The organism is Streptomyces venezuelae, assembly GCF_008642375.1.
GTDB classification, from domain to species: domain Bacteria; phylum Actinomycetota; class Actinomycetes; order Streptomycetales; family Streptomycetaceae; genus Streptomyces; species Streptomyces venezuelae_G.
In genome coordinates this window covers 7828850-7844547 of the sequence record NZ_CP029194.1, presented here as the reverse complement: position 1 = coordinate 7844547, position 15698 = coordinate 7828850, and the positions used below count along the sequence as shown (strand labels likewise).

17 protein-coding genes, 1 pseudogene and 1 riboswitch are annotated in these 15698 nt (G+C 72.6%); of the genes and pseudogenes, 13 read left to right on the top strand and 5 right to left on the bottom strand.

Annotation, left to right across the window (positions count from 1 at the left end):
• Window positions 1–20 precede the first annotated feature (20 nt).
• Both DEJ46_RS35665 and DEJ46_RS35660 read left to right on the top strand, forming a co-directional pair.
• Window positions 21–323, top strand: coding sequence for an ArsR/SmtB family transcription factor (locus DEJ46_RS35665; protein WP_150273064.1), 303 nt, complete (start codon window positions 21–23; stop codon window positions 321–323).
• Window positions 320–712, top strand: a complete 393-nt coding sequence (locus tag DEJ46_RS35660) for a VOC family protein (protein WP_150273062.1) — start codon at window positions 320–322, stop codon at window positions 710–712. The genes DEJ46_RS35665 and DEJ46_RS35660 overlap by 4 nt, the downstream gene beginning before the upstream one ends.
• Window positions 713–770: 58 nt before the next feature.
• Here DEJ46_RS35660 and DEJ46_RS35655 read toward each other — a convergent pair whose 3' ends face one another.
• Window positions 771–1163: a RidA family protein gene (locus DEJ46_RS35655; RefSeq protein ID WP_150273060.1), complete on the bottom strand. Its 393-nt coding sequence runs from the start codon at window positions 1161–1163 to the stop codon at window positions 771–773.
• Between the two features lie 14 nt (window positions 1164–1177).
• A riboswitch (cobalamin riboswitch) is annotated at window positions 1178–1413 on the top strand.
• 28 nt (window positions 1414–1441) lie between these two features.
• On the opposite strand from DEJ46_RS35655, the gene DEJ46_RS35650 reads away from it, so the two are divergent.
• The 6 genes from DEJ46_RS35650 (at window position 1442) to DEJ46_RS35625 (ending at window position 6896) form a co-directional block, all read left to right on the top strand.
• Window positions 1442–2140, top strand: coding sequence for an energy-coupling factor ABC transporter permease (locus DEJ46_RS35650; protein WP_150273058.1), 699 nt, complete (start codon window positions 1442–1444; stop codon window positions 2138–2140).
• Complete coding sequence (locus DEJ46_RS35645; RefSeq protein WP_150273056.1) at window positions 2137–2547, top strand: energy-coupling factor ABC transporter substrate-binding protein; 411 nt, start codon at window positions 2137–2139, stop codon at window positions 2545–2547. Before DEJ46_RS35650 ends, DEJ46_RS35645 begins: the two co-directional genes overlap by 4 nt.
• A 6-nt stretch (window positions 2548–2553) precedes the next feature.
• Window positions 2554–3303 carry a cobalt ECF transporter T component CbiQ gene (gene cbiQ, locus DEJ46_RS35640; RefSeq protein WP_150273054.1) on the top strand — a complete coding sequence of 250 codons (750 nt, stop codon included), beginning with the start codon at window positions 2554–2556 and terminating at the stop codon, window positions 3301–3303.
• The gene (locus DEJ46_RS35635; RefSeq protein ID WP_150273052.1) at window positions 3300–4175 is read left to right on the top strand and encodes an ATP-binding cassette domain-containing protein; all 876 of its coding nucleotides are present in this window, start codon (window positions 3300–3302) and stop codon (window positions 4173–4175) included. Before cbiQ ends, DEJ46_RS35635 begins: the two co-directional genes overlap by 4 nt.
• Window positions 4176–4270: 95 nt before the next feature.
• Complete coding sequence (locus tag DEJ46_RS35630; protein ID WP_150273051.1) at window positions 4271–6307, top strand: NADPH-dependent 2,4-dienoyl-CoA reductase; 2037 nt, start codon at window positions 4271–4273, stop codon at window positions 6305–6307.
• A gap of 46 nt (window positions 6308–6353) precedes the next feature.
• Window positions 6354–6896, top strand: a complete 543-nt coding sequence (locus DEJ46_RS35625) for a PadR family transcriptional regulator (protein WP_150273049.1) — start codon at window positions 6354–6356, stop codon at window positions 6894–6896.
• A 57-nt stretch (window positions 6897–6953) separates the two neighbouring features.
• On the opposite strand, the gene DEJ46_RS35620 is transcribed toward DEJ46_RS35625, so the two are convergent.
• Window positions 6954–7442, bottom strand: coding sequence for a flavin reductase family protein (locus DEJ46_RS35620; protein WP_150273047.1), 489 nt, complete (start codon window positions 7440–7442; stop codon window positions 6954–6956).
• 38 nt (window positions 7443–7480) lie between these two features.
• Complete coding sequence (locus DEJ46_RS39385; protein ID WP_190623062.1) at window positions 7481–7636, bottom strand: DUF6131 family protein; 156 nt, start codon at window positions 7634–7636, stop codon at window positions 7481–7483.
• 400 nt (window positions 7637–8036) lie between these two features.
• Between DEJ46_RS39385 and DEJ46_RS35615 the strand changes: the two are divergent.
• Together DEJ46_RS35615 and DEJ46_RS35610 are read left to right on the top strand one after the other, a co-directional pair.
• Window positions 8037–8498 (top strand): annotated as a pseudogene (locus tag DEJ46_RS35615) (SRPBCC family protein); the annotation flags it as partial.
• Between the two features lie 164 nt (window positions 8499–8662).
• Entirely contained in the window at window positions 8663–9493 is an 831-nt protein-coding gene (locus DEJ46_RS35610; RefSeq protein WP_150273043.1) for a YhjD/YihY/BrkB family envelope integrity protein, read from the top strand.
• 9 nt (window positions 9494–9502) lie between these two features.
• Here DEJ46_RS35610 and DEJ46_RS35605 read toward each other — a convergent pair whose 3' ends face one another.
• The gene (locus DEJ46_RS35605; protein ID WP_150273041.1) at window positions 9503–11413 is read right to left on the bottom strand and encodes a heavy metal translocating P-type ATPase; all 1911 of its coding nucleotides are present in this window, start codon (window positions 11411–11413) and stop codon (window positions 9503–9505) included.
• Between the two features lie 141 nt (window positions 11414–11554).
• On the opposite strand from DEJ46_RS35605, the gene DEJ46_RS35600 reads away from it, so the two are divergent.
• Both DEJ46_RS35600 and DEJ46_RS35595 read left to right on the top strand, forming a co-directional pair.
• Window positions 11555–11932, top strand: a complete 378-nt coding sequence (locus DEJ46_RS35600) for an ArsR/SmtB family transcription factor (protein ID WP_150273039.1) — start codon at window positions 11555–11557, stop codon at window positions 11930–11932.
• 23 nt (window positions 11933–11955) lie between these two features.
• Complete coding sequence (locus DEJ46_RS35595; RefSeq protein WP_150273037.1) at window positions 11956–13347, top strand: NAD(P)/FAD-dependent oxidoreductase; 1392 nt, start codon at window positions 11956–11958, stop codon at window positions 13345–13347.
• A gap of 48 nt (window positions 13348–13395) precedes the next feature.
• Here DEJ46_RS35595 and DEJ46_RS35590 read toward each other — a convergent pair whose 3' ends face one another.
• Window positions 13396–14736, bottom strand: a complete 1341-nt coding sequence (locus DEJ46_RS35590) for a DUF2252 domain-containing protein (RefSeq protein WP_150273035.1) — start codon at window positions 14734–14736, stop codon at window positions 13396–13398.
• Between the two features lie 183 nt (window positions 14737–14919).
• Here DEJ46_RS35590 and DEJ46_RS35585 point away from each other — a divergent pair, with 183 nt between their 5' ends.
• Window positions 14920–15678 carry a GntR family transcriptional regulator gene (locus tag DEJ46_RS35585; protein WP_150273033.1) on the top strand — a complete coding sequence of 253 codons (759 nt, stop codon included), beginning with the start codon at window positions 14920–14922 and terminating at the stop codon, window positions 15676–15678.
• The last annotated feature ends 20 nt before the right edge of the window (window positions 15679–15698 follow it).

Genomic DNA, 15698 nt, shown 5'->3' with positions numbered 1-15698 from the left:
CAGTTACCTATCCTGGAGTGGTGGCCGACGACCTCTTCAAAGCATTGGCCGACCCCACCCGCCGCACGATCCTCGACGAGCTCACCGAGAAGTCCGGGCAGACACTGTTCGAGATCTGTGCGCGACTGAGCATGAAGCACCAGCTCGGCATCTCGCGCCAGGGGGTCTCCCAGCACCTCGCGGTGCTGGAGGCCGCCGGACTCGTCGAGACCAGGCGGGAGGGGCGCTACAAGTTCCACGACCTGAACACGGCCCCGCTGCGGCACATCGCCGAGCGGTGGCCCGTGCGCGACACACCCGGACCGGAGAAGAGCACCTCATGAAGATCCAGCTGACCAGCGTCTTCGTCGACGACCAGGCCAAGGCCGAGCGTTTCTACACCGAGATCCTCGGTTTCGTGAAGAAGCACGACGTCCCGCTGGGCGAGACGGACCGGTGGCTCACCGTCGTCTCGCGCGACGACCCCGCGGGCGTCGAGCTCCTCCTGGAGCCCTCCGGCCACCCGGCGGTCAAGCCCTACCGTGACGCGCTCGTCCAGGACGGGATCCCGCTGGCCCAGTTCGCGGTCGAGGACGTGCAGGCGGAGTACGACCGCCTGCGCGGTCTCGGGGTCCGTTTCACGCAGGAACCTCTGGAGATGGGCCCCGTCACCACCGCCGTCTTCGACGACACCTGCGGCAATCTGATCCAGATCGCCACCGTGCCGAAGTAGGTGGCGGAAGCAGTCCGGGCGAGCGGGCCGGCCGACGGCCGGCCCGCTCGCCCCGCCTTCAGTCGAGGACGGCGTCGGCCTCGATCTCGACGAGCCACTCGGGATCGATGAAGCGTGAGACCTCGACGAAGGTCGTGACCGGGCGAATCTCCGCGAAGCGTTCCCCGTGGGCGCGCGCGGCCTCCTTCCAGCGGGTCACGTCGGTGAGCATGATCCGCGTCCGGACCACGTCCTCCAGCGACGCCCCCGCGGCCTTCAGCGCCGCCTCGGCGATGTCCAGGCACCTGACGGTCTGCCCGTACACGTCTCCTCGCGCCACGTCGGTCCCGTCGTCGCCGATGGGGGCCGTCCCGGCGACCGCCACGTGCGCCCCTTTTCGAACGGCCCGGGAAAACCCGATCTCCGGTTCGAGTGGTGAGCCGGAACTGACCGTCTGTCGGACATTCTCCATCGCTTCGTTCCCCTTCGCGTTGTGATGTACCTGGTCAACGCACTAGTGTCACAGGGCCTTGGTGTACGGGAAACCGGTGCAGTACCGGTGCGGCCCTCGCCACTGTGATCGGGAGTTCCGGCTCCACACCCGCGGGAGACACCCTCGGGCAAGCCACTGGACCGTTGCGGGAGACCGCTGCGGTGTGGGAAGGCGGAGTCGGGACGCATGACCGTCAGCCAGGAGACCGGCCAGGGTGCGTTGTCCATCCACGAGGTGCTGGAGAGGGTCTCCCAACCATGCATATAGCCGAGGGGTATCTGCCCCCCGTACACGCCGCCGCCTGGGGCGTCGCGGCCGCTCCGTTCGTCGTCCACGGGGTCCGCGCGCTCACCCGCGAGGTGCGGTCCAACCCCGAGTCCACCCTGCTGCTCGGCGCCTCCGGCGCCTTCACGTTCGTCCTGTCCGCGCTCAAGCTCCCGTCCGTGACAGGCAGTTGCTCGCATCCGACGGGTACGGGGCTCGGCGCGATCCTCTTCCGGCCGCCGATCATGGCGGTCCTCGGGACGATCACCCTGCTCTTCCAGGCCCTGCTGCTCGCCCACGGCGGGCTCACCACGCTCGGCGCGAACGCCTTCTCCATGGCGATCGTCGGACCCTGGGCGGGGTACGGGACCTATCTGCTGGTGCGCCGGCTCGGCGCGCCGCTGATGGTCGCCGTCTTCTTCGGCGCCTTCGTCGCCGACCTGTCCACGTACTGCGTCACCAGCGTGCAGCTCGCGCTGGCCTTTCCCGACCAGGGCAGCGGCGTCATGGGCTCGCTGGCCAAGTTCGGCGGCATCTTCGCCGTGACCCAGATCCCGCTGGCCGTCAGCGAGGGCCTGCTCACGGTGCTCGTGATGCGCCTGCTCACGCAGTCCAGCAAGGGCGAGCTGACCCGACTGGGCGTCCTGACCCGGTCCGCCACGAAGCGACACGAGGGGGCGGCCGCGCGATGAGCTTCACCGTCAGCCGGAACACGAAGATCAACGCCCTGCTGCTGCTCGTCGTCGCCGCGCTCGCGGTGCTGCCGCTCGCGCTGGGGCTCGGCGACCACAAGGAGGAGCCGTTCACCGGGGCGGACGCGGAGGCCGAGACCGCGATCACGGAGCTCCAGCCCGATTACGAGCCCTGGTTCAGCCCCCTGTACGAGCCGCCGTCCGGGGAGATCGAGTCGGCGCTCTTCGCGCTCCAGGCGGCGCTGGGCGCCGGTGTCCTCGCGTACTACTTCGGTGTGCGGCGCGGGCGTCGGCAGGGTGAGGCCCGTGCCCTCGCGAGGACGGCCGGCGAGGGAGGAGTCGGGGACCCCGGGGGCGCCGAAGCCTCGGTGCCTTCGGTCCCCGCACCCGGCAGCAAGGACGCGTAGCCGCCCATGCTGCCGATCGACGCGGCGGCGCACAGCAGTCGGTGGCGCCGCCGCCATCCCGTCGAGAAGGCCCTGCTCGGCTTCGGTCTGACGCTGTGCGCGGTGTGTCTGCCGCCGTGGCCGGGTGCCGTGCTCGTCGCGGCGGCCACGCTCATGGTCCTGCTCGGCCCGGCCGGGGTCGCGGGCCGTCAGCTGTGGCGGGCCTTCCGCGTGCCGCTCGGCTTCTGCGTGACCGGTGCGGTGCCGCTGCTCTTCGAGGTGGGCGGGGCGCGGGGCTTCGTGGCCCTCGCGCCCGGCGGGCCCGTCCATGCGGGCGAGCTGCTGCTGCGGACCGCCGCCGCCTCGCTGGGGGTGCTGCTCTTCGCCTTCACGACGCCCGTGTCCGACGTGCTCCCCCGGCTCGTCCGCGCGGGGGTGCCGGCTCCCGTGGTGGACGTGGCGCTCGTGATGTACCGGATCATCTTCCTCCTCCTCGACTCCCTGTCCAAGATCCGGCAGGCGCAGGCCGCCCGGCTCGGGCACACCACCCGGGCGGCAACCTGGCGTTCGCTCGCCGGGCTCGGCGCGACCTCGTTCGTCCGCGCCTTCGACCGGGCGCAACGCCTGCAGTCGGGGCTCGCCGGACGGGGCTACGACGGGACCCTGCGGGTGCTGGTCCCCGCCGCCTCGGTCTCCCGCCGGTTCCTGGCGGCGGCCGTGGCGCTGCTCTGCGGGCTCGTCGCCCTCACCCTCGTACTCGAAAGGTTCCTGCCGTGACGTCTCCGACGACCCCCACGAGCCCCGCGACCCCAGTGGTGGAGCTGGTGAAGGCGGGTTTCGCCTACGAGGACGGGCCGGCGGTCCTGTCCGGCGTCGACTTCGCGGTGGCGGAGGGCCGTGCCATCGCGCTCCTCGGGCGGAACGGCAGCGGCAAGACGACGCTGCTGCGGCTGCTCAGCGGCGGGCTGCGGCGCGGGAGCGGCTCACTGCTCCTGGACGGGACGGAGGTGGCGTACGACCGGAAGGGGCTGACCCGGCTGCGGACGACCGTGCAGCTCGTGGTGCAGGACCCGGACGACCAGCTGTTCGCGGCCTCGGTCGGTCAGGACGTGTCCTTCGGGCCGATGAACCTGGGGCTGCCGGAGGAGGAGGTGCGGCTGCGGGTGCGTGAGGCCCTGGAGGCGCTGGACATCGTGGCCCTGGAGGACCGGCCGACGCACCTGCTGTCGTACGGGCAGCGGAAGCGGGCCGCGATCGCCGGTGCCGTGGCGATGCGGCCCCGGGTGCTGATCATGGACGAGCCGACGGCCGGGCTCGATCCGCACGGGCAGGAGCGGCTGCTCGACGCCCTCGCGCGGCTCCGCGCCTCCGGTACGACGGTGGTGATGGCGACGCACGACGTGGATCTCGCGCTGCGGTGGGCGGACGAGGCCGCGGTGCTCTCCCCCGCCGGTCTGCGGACCGGTCCGGTCGCCGAGCTCCTCGGGGACGACGCCCTGCTGGACGCGGCGCGGCTGCGGCGGCCGTGGGGTACGTCGGTGGGCCGGCTGCTGCGGGCCCACGGGCTGCTCGCCCCGGACGCGGCGGAGCCGCGGACACCGGAGGAGCTGGATGCCTGGGCGGCCGCTCCGCCACTTGCTACCGAGTAGTAGACATCACGTTCCGAATCTTCTGCAACTAGTTGCAGAAGGATGGGGGGTCCCTGAGACTGAGGTCGACTGATCCTGCGCGAGGAGGCGCCCTCATGACCGCGACCCCGACCCCCACCACCCCGTACCCGCATCTGCTGAGCCCGCTCGACCTCGGGTTCACGACCCTGCCCAACCGGGTGATCATGGGTTCGATGCACGTCGGCCTGGAGGAGACGGAGCACGGCTTCGAGCGCATGGCCGCCTTCTACGCGGAGCGCGCCCGCGGCGGCGTCGGCCTCATCGTCACCGGCGGCATCGCGCCCAACGAGGCCGGCCGCCCCTGGGACGGCGGGGCCAAGCTCACCACGGCGGAGGAGGTGGCCGAGCACCGGCTGATCACCGACGCCGTGCACGACGCCGGTGGCCGGATCGCGATGCAGATCCTGCACTTCGGCCGGTACGCGTACCACCCCGCCCTCGTCGCGCCCAGCGCGATCCAGGCCCCGATCAGCCCCTTCGTACCGAACGAGCTGACCGACGCCGAGGTCGAGCAGACCGTCGAGGACTACGCCCGCTGCGCCGAGCTCGCCAAGGAGGCGGGCTACGACGGCGTCGAGGTCATGGGCTCCGAGGGCTACCTCATCAACGAGTTCATCGCCGCGGCCACGAACCAGCGCACCGACCGGTGGGGCGGCTCGTACGAGAACCGCGTCCGCTTCCCGCTGGAGATCGTCCGCCGGATCCGCGAACGGGTGGGCGAGGACTTCATCCTCGTCTACCGCCTCTCCATGCTGGACCTCGTCCCCGGCGGCTCCACCCTGGAGGAGGTCGTCCGGCTCGCCAAGGAGATCGAGGCGGCCGGCGCCACCATCATCAACACCGGCATCGGCTGGCACGAGGCACGCATCCCCACCATCGCCACCTCCGTGCCGCGCGGCGCGTACACCTGGGTCACGAAGAAGCTGATGGGCGCGGTCTCCGTCCCGCTCGTCACCAGCAACCGCATCAACACCCCCGAGGTCGCCGAGGAGATCCTCGCCGACGGCCGGGCCGACCTGGTCTCGCTCGCCCGCCCCTTCCTCGCCGACCCCGCGTTCGTCGCGAAGGCCTCCGAGGACCGCGCCGACACCATCAACACCTGCATCGGCTGCAACCAGGCCTGCCTCGACCACACCTTCAACCTGAAGATCACCTCCTGCCTGGTCAATCCGCGCGCCTGCCACGAGACCGAGCTCGTCCTCTCCCCCACCCGGCTCGCCAAGCGCGTCGCGGTGGTCGGCGCCGGCCCCGCCGGACTCTCCTGCGCGGTGTCGGCGGCCGAGCGCGGCCACGCGGTCACCCTCTTCGACGCCGCCGCCGAGATCGGCGGCCAGCTCAACGTCGCCAAGCGGGTCCCCGGCAAGGAGGAGTTCGACGAGACGCTGCGCTACTTCCGCGTGCAGCTCGCCGAGCGCGGGGTCGACGTCCGCCTCAACACGTACGTGTCCGCCGGCGATCTGGACGGCTACGACGAGGTCGTCGTCGCGACCGGCGTCTCCCCCCGCACCCCCGACATCGCGGGTGTGGACCACCCGAGCGTCGTCAGCTACCTGGACGTGCTGCGGGACGGCGCGCCGGTCGGCGAGCGCGTCGCGATCATCGGCGCGGGCGGCATCGGCTTCGACGTCGCGGAGTTCCTCACGGACGGCGGGGAGGGGGCGAGCCAGGACCCCGAGACGTACTTCCGCCAGTGGGGCGTGGACACGTCGTACGAGAACCGGGGCGGACTGCGCGCCCCCGAGCGCACCGCGCCGCCGCGCCAGGTGCACCTGCTCCAGCGCAAGACCTCCAAGGTCGGCGCGGGCCTCGGCAAGACGACGGGCTGGATCCACCGCACCGAGCTCAAGCACCGGGGCGTCGCCATGGTGGCGGGCGTGTCGTACGAGCGGATCGACGACGAGGGCCTGCACCTCACCATCGACGGGGAGCCCCAGCTCCTGCCCGTGGACACCGTCGTCCTCTGCTCCGGCCAGGACCCCCAGCGGGCCCTCCACGAGGAGCTGGTCGCCGCCGGGCGCTCGGCGCACCTGATCGGTGGCGCGGACGTCGCAGCCGAGCTGGACGCCAAGCGGGCGATCGACCAGGGCACGCGGCTGGCAGCGGCGCTGTGATCCCGGCCCGGTGATCCGTGTGGCCGGCCGAACCTAGGATGCGAGCATGTCCCTCCCGCACGCGATCCTCACCGCGTTGCTCGAGAAGCCGTCCTCCGGCCTCGAACTGACGCGCCGCTTCGACAAGTCGATCGGCTACTTCTGGTCGGCCACGCACCAGCAGATCTACCGCGAGCTGGGCAGGCTGGAGCAGGCGGGGCACATCCGCGCCCTGCCCGCTCCGGTGCCCGCGCGGGGGCAGAAGAAGGAGTACGAGGTGCTGCCCGCCGGCCGGGTGGAGCTCGGCGACTGGGTCGCCAGGTCCGAGGACCCGAAGCCGATGCGGTCCGCCCTGCTGCTGCGGATGCGGGCGGCCGCGATCGTCGGGGCCGAGGGGCTGCGCGCCGAACTGGAGCGCCATCTCGCGCTGCACCGGGAGCAGTTGGACGAGTACCTCGCGATCGAGGAGCGCGACTTCCCGGCGGAACGGCGCCGTACGGAACCGGACCGGCTGCGCCATGTCGTCCTGCGCGGCGGGGTGGACCTGGAGCGGTTCTGGGTGGAGTGGCTGACGGGGGCGCTGGCGGAGCTGGGGCGGTCGGAGGCGTGACCGGACGACTGGCCGGGGCCTGAGCCCCAGGCCTGACCCGGGACCTGGCCCGAGGCGTCACGCGGGGTGCCCCGGCGCCAGATCGCGGACGTCGCCGTACCGCAGCGGTGCTGTCGGCGGCTCGTCGACGGGGTCCGCCTGCTCGACGGGGCTGAGGAGGAAGCCCTCGTGATCGCCGCCCGGGAGGACCGCCTCGACCCGGCCGGTGAACCAGACCCGTACCTCCGACAGGACGGGGCTGCCGTCGCGCCCGGGCCGCCATGCGACCCGGGCGAACTTGTCGACGCGGTCCCCGGTCTCACCGCCGAAGAGCTCGGCGAGGGCCCGTTGCTCGCGGGCGAGCACATGGACCGTGAGGTGGTGGGCTCCAAGTGCCACACGGTGCGTGTGATTCACGGTGGACAGCCACACCACGAACCGTGGCGGCCGGATGGAGCAGGGGGAGGCGAAGCCGACGAGGCAGCCTGCCCGCCGCCCGCCCGAGGCCGCGGTGACCACGTACATCGTGTCGTCCAGGGCGGTGGCGAAATCGCCGAGGTCCGGCATCTCGCCTCCTCGGGCTCGTGCTGCCGGCAGGAGGCGGCTCAGTAGTAGTGGCGTCGGCCCCCCACTTCGTGGCCGACGGCTCCGAGGATCCAGAGGACGGCCCCGATGACGAGCAGGACGATCCCGATGGTCCAGATGATGGAGACTCCCGTGAGGAATCCGATGAGAAGGAGGATGAGGCCGACGAGGATCATGGTGTGTCCCGGTCTCTCGTAGGGGGCCCGGCTCGTGGTGGGACCACGGGCTCGTGGCCGGTGGTGTCGCTGTGTCGCGCCACCCATGGACCGCGTCTGCCCGCGATCCCAGGGATGTATGGGTCCGAAGTCGTACGTTCTCGAATTCGGTGCGCGATCCCGTCCTCGTCCGGCGCCGGTGGGGCGCTTCGCGCGCGACATCGTGGCCGGTCGCCGGTATGGGACGAATCCGGTCGGGTGCGGCCCCGGTCCGCCGCCCTCGTCGGCGATGCCGCCCGGGACGCCTGTGCCGGCGACCGTCTGTGCCGACCGTCCGGACGGCGACGAATGACCCGTGTGTCACGGGGTACGCGCGAGGCGACCCCGCATTGTCCCTCGACGACGAGCAGGAGGAAGCGCCATGAGCATGGTGAAGCAGACCATCGACGTCGACGTTCCGCTGCGGAACGCGTACAACCAGTGGACCCAGTTCGAGGAGTTCCCGAACTTCATGGAGGGCGTCGAGGACGTCACACAGCTCGACGACCGGCACTGCCACTGGCAGACCAAGGTCGCCGGCGTCCGTCGCGAATTCGACACCGAGATCATCGACCAGCTGCCCGACGAGCGCATCTCGTGGCGCACGGTCGGGGGTGACGTCCGGCAGAAGGGCGTCGTCACCTTCCAGCGTCTCGACGAGAGCCACACCCGGGTGAGCCTGGCGATGGACATGGAGCCGAGCGGTATGGCGGAGAAGGCCGGCGACGCGCTCGGAGTCCTGGACCGGCGGGTCAAGGGCGACCTCAAGCGGTTCAAGGGCTTCATGGAGGAACACGAGCACGAGACCGGCGCCTGGCGCGGCCGGATCCGGCCTTCGGACGCCGCCGACGCACCGCCGACACCGACCGACGCGCCCGTACGGGAGGGTCCCGGACCGATGCGTACGCCCGACCCCGGGAGCATGCCCTCGCGCGGGCAGGAGTCCTGGCCGCTCCCCGGTGAGCCCGGCGACCCCGGACTGCGCTGACCGTCTGCGCCGGCAGCCTGATGACCTCCGCCCCTCCCCCAGGGCGACCGTCCCCGCTCGGACGCGTACGCAGTGGGATCCGCCGGTTCCGGGCCGGGCACCACTGGGGCCCCGTCAGCGAATTCGCGCTGTGGCAGCGCTCACTGGGATTCGCGTCACTGGCGTTCCTCACGCTCGTTCCGCTCCTGATCGTCGTGTCCGCGGCGGGCGCGGGCAGCGGGCAGGGCTTCGCGCAGTGGCTCGGTGACGCCCTCGGGGTGTCGGAGGCCGCCAGAGAGGAGATCGGGCGGCTGTTCGCGCTGCCGGGCCAGGTGCGGAGGACCACGACGGCTTTCGGGCTCGCTCTGCTCGCCGTGTTCGGGCTCTCGTTCGGCACGGTGGTGCAGAGCGGCTACGAGAAGGTCTGGGACCTTCCCCCGGCCCGGTGGCGGGCGCGTTGGCGGCACGTGCTGTGGCTCGCCGTCCTCATCGGGACCCTCTATCTCTTCGCGGTCTCGTCCTTCTGGCGCGGTGTCCCGGTCCGTGGCGCTCTCACCCTGGTCGGCGGCACCCTCTTCTTCTGGTGGTCGCAGCGGCTGCTGCTCGGCGGACGCGTGGCGTGGCCGGCGCTGCTGCCCGGAGCGCTCGCGACGGTGCTCGGGCTGTTCGGGCTGAGGGTCTTCTCGCGGTTCGTCTTCTCCCCGCTGATCGCGTCCAGCGCGGTCACCTACGGTCCTTTCGGCGCGTTCCTCGTCATCCAGACCTGGCTCGTCGCCGTCGGCGTGGTCGTGTTCGGGGGTGCGTTGGCAGGCCGTCTGCTCGCCGACGAACTGCCCCGCGCGACAGACGGGCTGAGGCCGTGGCGGAGGTGAACCGGCGGTTCAGGCCGTGGCGTTCTCCGCTCGGCGCCAGGCCGCTTCCCGCAGCAGCCGCAGGCCGTTGAGGCCCACGAGGACGGTCGAGCCCTCGTGGCCGGCGACGCCCAGGGGCAGCGGCAGGTGGCCGACCAGGTCCCAGACGACCAGGGCGCCGATGCAGACGCCCGCGATCACCAGGTTCTGGACGACCAGTCGTCGCGCGCGGCGCGAGAGGGCCACGACGGCCGGGATCGCGGCCAGTTCGTCGTGGACGACGACCACGTCGGCGGTCTCCAGGGCGAGGTCGGAGCCGGCCCGGCCCATGGCGACGCCCGTGTGGGCGGCCGCGAGGGCCGGGGCGTCGTTGACGCCGTCGCCGACGAGCAGGACCTTCGCGCCCGCCCGCTTCCACTCCCGTACCGCCTCCGCCTTCTCGTGCGGGAGGAGTCCGGCGCGGACGTCGTCGATGCCCGTCTCCGCGGCGATCCTGGCGGCGGCGCCCTCGTTGTCGCCGGTCAGCAGCGTGGGGGCCGTTCCGGCGAGCCGGCCGAGGGCGGCGACGGCCCCGGGGGCGCCTTCGCGGAGCCGGTCGGAGAATTCCAGTACGGCGGCCGGGGCGCCGTCGACGACGACCTCGACGGCGGTGTCGCCGTGGCTGCCGGAGGCCCGGTGGACCCGTACCTCATGGCCGTCGACCACGGCCCGTACGCCCCGGCCGGGCTCGGCGGCGAAGCCGGTCGCCTCGGGCAGGCGCAGTCCGCGTGCGCGGGCCTCGGCGACCACGGCGCGGGCCAGCGGGTGCTCGCTGGGGAGTTCGGCCGCGGCCGCGAGCGCGAGGGCGGTACCGTCACCGCGTACGGCGGTCACCCGGGGCGTGCCTTCGGTGAGGGTGCCCGTCTTGTCGAGCGCCACCCGGTCGACCGCGCCGAGCCGTTCCATGACGACGGCGGACTTCACGAGGACGCCGTGCCGGCCGGCGGTGGCGATGGCGGAGAGCAGGGGCGGCATCGTGGCGAGGACGACCGCGCAGGGCGAGGCGACGATCATGAAGGTCATCGCGCGCAGGAGGGCCTCGGTGAGGTCCGCGCCGAAGGCGACGGGCAGGCCGAAGAGCACGAGGGTGGCGACGACGACGCCGACGGAGTAGCGCTGTTCGATCTTCTCGACGAAGAGCTGGGTGGGGGCCTTGGTGGCGCCGGCCTCCTCGACGAGGGCGACGATCCGGGCGACGACGAACTCGCCGGGGTCCTTGTCCACGCGGACGCGCAGCGCCCCGGTGCCGTTGAGGCCGCCCGCGAAGACCTCGTCGCCGGGTGCGGCGGGTGCCGGGAGCGGTTCGCCGGTGATGCTCGCCCGGTCGACGTCGCTCGTACCGCTCAGGACGGTGCCGTCGGCGGGGAGGCGTTCCCCCGGCCGTACGAGGACGATGTCGCCGGGGCCGAGCGCGGTGGCTTCGACGGTCTCCTCGCGCGCCACCGCTCCCGCTCCCGTGAGGCGTACGGCGGTGGCGGGCGCGAGGTCGAGGAGGCCCCGTACCGAGTCGGCGGTGCGGCGGGTGGCGAGGGCCTCCAGAGCTCCGGAGACGGCGAAGATCACGATGAGGAGCCCGCCGTCGAGGTACTGGCCGATGGCGGCGGCGCCGAGCGCGGCGACCACCATCAGCAGGTCGACGTCGAGGGACCGCTCGCGCAGCGCCCGGAGGCCCGCGAGGGCCGGCTCCCAGCCGCCGGCGGCGTAGCAGACCGCGTAGAGCGGCCCCCAGGCCCAGGCCGGAGCGCCGGCCAGGTCGAGGGGGAAGGCCGCGAGGAAGGCGAGGGCGGCGAGCGCGGCCCAGCGCACTTCGGGGAGCGCCGTGGCGCGGGTACGGCCGACGGCTCGGCCGGGGGCCCGCGCGGGGGCCGTGGCCTGAGGGGTGTCCAGCTCCGGGAGGGCCATGGGGCGAGCACCTCATTCTTGGGGGCGTGCGGGGGCTGTGCGGGCCGTGAAAGCCATGCGGGGCCATGCGGGGCATCACCATACCCGAACACATGAAGAGGTCTTCACGTATTGACATACAAGCGCGGCTACGATGAGCGCATGGGACACGGAGTGAACGGCGAGACGACCCCCGCAACCCACCTGGACGCCGAGTCCGCGGCGACCATCGCCGCCACCCTCCAGGCCCTCGCCACCCCGTCGCGGCTGATGATCCTGACCAAGCTCCGCCAGGGCCCCTGCGGAGTGACCGAGCTCGCCGCCGCCGTCGACATGGAGCAGTCCGCCGTCTCCCACCAGCTCCGCCTGCTGCGCGCGCTCGGCCTGGTCAGCGGAGTCCGCCAGGGCCGCCGGATCGAGTACAGCCTGTACGACAACCACGTCGCCCAGCTCCTCGACGAAGCCGTCTACCACATCGAGCACCTGCGTCTCGGCGCACGCGACGCGGCCCGCGCCTCCGTGGATACTGGGCAGTTGTAAATCCACGCAACGAAAGGGCGGGCATGGGCGACGACTTGGGGCGCCGCACGACACGTCACGCGGTGGTCATCGGGGGAAGTCTCGCTGGACTCCTGGCCGCACGGGTCCTCGCGGAGCACGCGGAGAAGGTGACGGTCGTCGAGCGCGACCGCTTCCCGGAGGGCCCGGAGGCCCGGCCGGGCGTGCCGCAGGGGCGGCACATCCACGTCCTGATCTCGGGCGGACAGCGGGCGTTCGACGAGCTGCTCCCGGGGTTCACCGACGAGCTGCGGGAGCTCGGCGCACCCAAGGTGGGCGTGCCCGAGGACATGGTCCAGTGGCAGAACGGCAAGTGGTTCGACCGCACGCCCCCGACCCTGCACTTCTACGCGGGTCCGCGCCCGCAGCTGGAATGGCTGGTACGCCGGCGCGTGTTCGCCGACCCCCGCGTGGAACTGGTCGAGGGCCACGAGACGGTCGGCCTGATCGGCGACTCCTCGCGCGTCCGCGGAGTACGGCTCCGGGAGCGCGGCGCGGGCGCCGAGAAGGAGACCCACGTCCTGGAGGCCGATCTGGTCGTGGACGCCTCCGGCCGGTCCACGAAGGCGCCGGACTGGCTGGCGGCGATCGGCGCCGAGGCCCCGCACGAGGAGACCCTCGACACGGGCCTCGCGTACAGCACCCGGGTCTACCGGGCGCCGGACGGCGCCCTGGGCAGCGACACCATGGGCTACTTCATCGTGCCCAACCCCTCCCAGCAGTACGGCGCCGTGGTGCTGCCCGTCGGTGACGGGCACCATCTCGTGACGTTGTCGGGGCTGCGCGACGACCGGCCGCCGACGGAGGAGGGCGCCTTCGAGGAGTACACGAAGCGGATGCCCCACCCGGTGATCAGCGAATGGCTGGCCACGGCCGAACCGGTGTCGCCGGTCTACGGTTTCCGGAAGACCGCGAACATCCGCCGCCGGTACGACCGTCCGGGCCGCCGTCCGGCCGGCTTCCTCGCCACCGGCGACGCCCTCTGCGCCTTCAACCCGATCTACGGGCAGGGCATGGCGGTCGCCGCGATCACCGCCCTCGCCCTGCGCCGGGCGCTCGCCGATCCGAAGCGGACGCCGACCACCCAGCGGGTGCAGCGCGCCCTCCTCGACGCCTCGAAGCCCGCCTGGGACATCTCGGCGGGCTCCGACAAGAAGATGCCCGGTGCCGTCGGCGACACGACGAAGCCCGGGCCGCTGGACAAGGCGGTCGGCTGGTACCTGGGCCGGGTGCAGGAGCGGGCGGCGGGCGACCCGGTCGTCGGTGCGGCCTTCAGGGAGGCTCTCCACCTCACCGCCCCGATGACCGGGCTGTTCGCCCCCGCGGTGGCGCGGGCGGTGCTCTTCGGGCCGGTGGCCGAGTCCCCGGCCGGGCCGCCGCTGCGCCGCGGCGCGTAGCGGTCGCGACACACGGAGGTGGAGCGGCGGTCCCGGGTACCGGCCTGTTCAGGCGCCCGGGGCCGCCGTCACCACGCCGGCCGCGATGGCCGCGCCGAGCGCCGCGTAGTCGTCGGCGTTCTGGCCGGCGTAGGCGAGCGAGAAGTCGGCGACGGAGCGGTCGAAGACGTCCGAGCTGCCCAGGTAGCCGGCGATGGCGATCCGGTCGCCGGAGCGGGCGTGGGCCCGGGCCAGCGCCCTGCCGCAGAGCCGCGCGTAGGTCCGGAGCATGGCCGGGGTCATGGTCTCCACCTCGGCCGAGCCCTTCATGTCGCGCAACTGGCGCCAGTAGAAGTGGCGTTGCTCGGGTCCGGTCATCCAGCCCAGGAAGATGTCGCTGGCGGCCTGGGTGAGGCGCTGCCCGCAGACCACCCGGCGGCCCTGGTGGTCGTACTCCGTCGCCGGCAGATAGGGCTCCAGGACCGAGGGGCCGGCCTCCTTGATCTGCAGCATGAGCGGGTCGCCGTCGTCGCGGCCTTCGAGGAGGAGGACGAAGCAGCGGGTGCCGACGCTGCCGACTCCGACGACCTTCCTGGCCGCGTCGACGAAGCGGTAGCGGTCGAGCAGGATGCGCCGCTCCTCGGAGAGCGAGCTGCGGTAGTCGCTGAAGATCTTGCCGAGGGTGACGCGGTCGACGTCCGTGGTCCGCTCCAGGAGGGGCGGGTCCTCGACGATGCGCCGCGCTCCGGACGCGTCCGTCTCGGTGAGCTTGCTGAAGGCCTGGAGGCTGGTGCGGCGGCGGGCCTTGGCGATCCGGTCGGCGACACGGGCGCGGGCGCCGCGACCGACCAGGGGAAGCAGGTCGTCGGCGGCTATTCGCGCGTACCAGACGTCGAGTTCGCCGAGCTCCGCCAGGCGGCGCATGGTCGTGCGGTACGACTCCGTGGCCACGAGCGCGGCCCGGTGGGCCTTGGCCTTCGTGCTGCCGTTCTGGAGGGCGGCGACGGTGACGCTGGCGGCGAGCCGCTTGACGTCCCACTCGAAGGGCCCGGGGAGGGTCTCGTCGAAGTCGTTCACGTCGAAGAGGAGCGTCCGTTCGGGTGAGGCGTACACCCCGAAGTTGAGCAGATGGGCGTCGCCGCAGAGCTGGACGGTGAGGCCCGTGTGGTGCTGGGCGCCGAGGTCGGCCGCCATGACGCCGGCGGCGCCGCGGAAGAAGGCGAAGGGGGAGACCGCCATGCGGCCGTAGCGCAGGGGTACGAGGCCGGGCAGGCGGTCCTGGGACTCGCGCTCCAGGACGGCCAGCGCTTCGGGGCGCTGGGAGGAGGGGATCCAGCGGCCGTGCGAGGAGCGGGGGACGCGCTTGCGGGCCTGCCGGCCCCTTGCCGCGCGCTCCGACGGTGTCGTCATCCGGCCTCACCCGCCTCTTCCGCCGCCGCGGCACTGTGCCCGCCGCCTGGACCCCATTACACGGTGCGGCGCTCGTTTCGGCCACTCTGCCGGGCCGCTCTAGCGGAATGGTTTAGACCAATGATAGGAATTGATCACCGATACGGCCCATGCGGTCACGCTGTGCTTAGAGAGGGTTTGATCATGGCCGAGCCCGATGCCGCGGCGGCGGAAGTGCCGCTCTACCTCCGGGTCGCCGCCGTCCTGCGCGAGGACCTCGCCCACCGGCGCATCTCTCCCGGGAGCCGGCTCCCTTCGGAACGTTCCCTGTCCCAGCGCTACCACGTCAACCGGCAGACGGTCCGCAGCGCGCTCCAGCTCCTGCGGGAGGAGCGCCTCGTGGTCACCGACCGGCGCGGGACGTTCGCCGCGGCCGCCGGCGCCACCGAGCCCGTACCGCCGCCGCTCACGGCCCGCCGGCCGACCTTCCCCGGCGGTCCGCGCGTGAGCGAGGCCCTGGTGCGGGCCTCGCTCACCTGGGAGCCGCCGCCGACCCCGCTCACCTCCCGGCTGCTGCTCGCCCCCGGCGAGCCGACGCTCGTCCACCGCCATCTGGTGTTCGGGCCCCAGGGGGCGGCGCTCCAGCGGGCCGTGTCCTGGTTCTCCCGGCCGGCACTCTCCGAGATTCCCCAACTCGCCCGCTACCGGCGGATCAAGGACCGCCATCACCAGCCCGACCTGCGGCTCCTCTACCACTGGATGCACCAGGCGGGGCTGCGGGTCACCCACCGGGAGTCGATCGGCGTGCCACCCGTCCCGGCCGGTACGGCAGCGGCGAACGACGGCCCGGCCCGGCTGGTCGTCCACCGGGTGGTGAGCGACCAGCACGGGCACGCGCTGGAGATCACGGACATCGACTTCTCGGCGCGGTCGGCGGCCTGGACCTACGAGTTCAGCGCCTGACCAGCAGGTGCCCTCGCCGG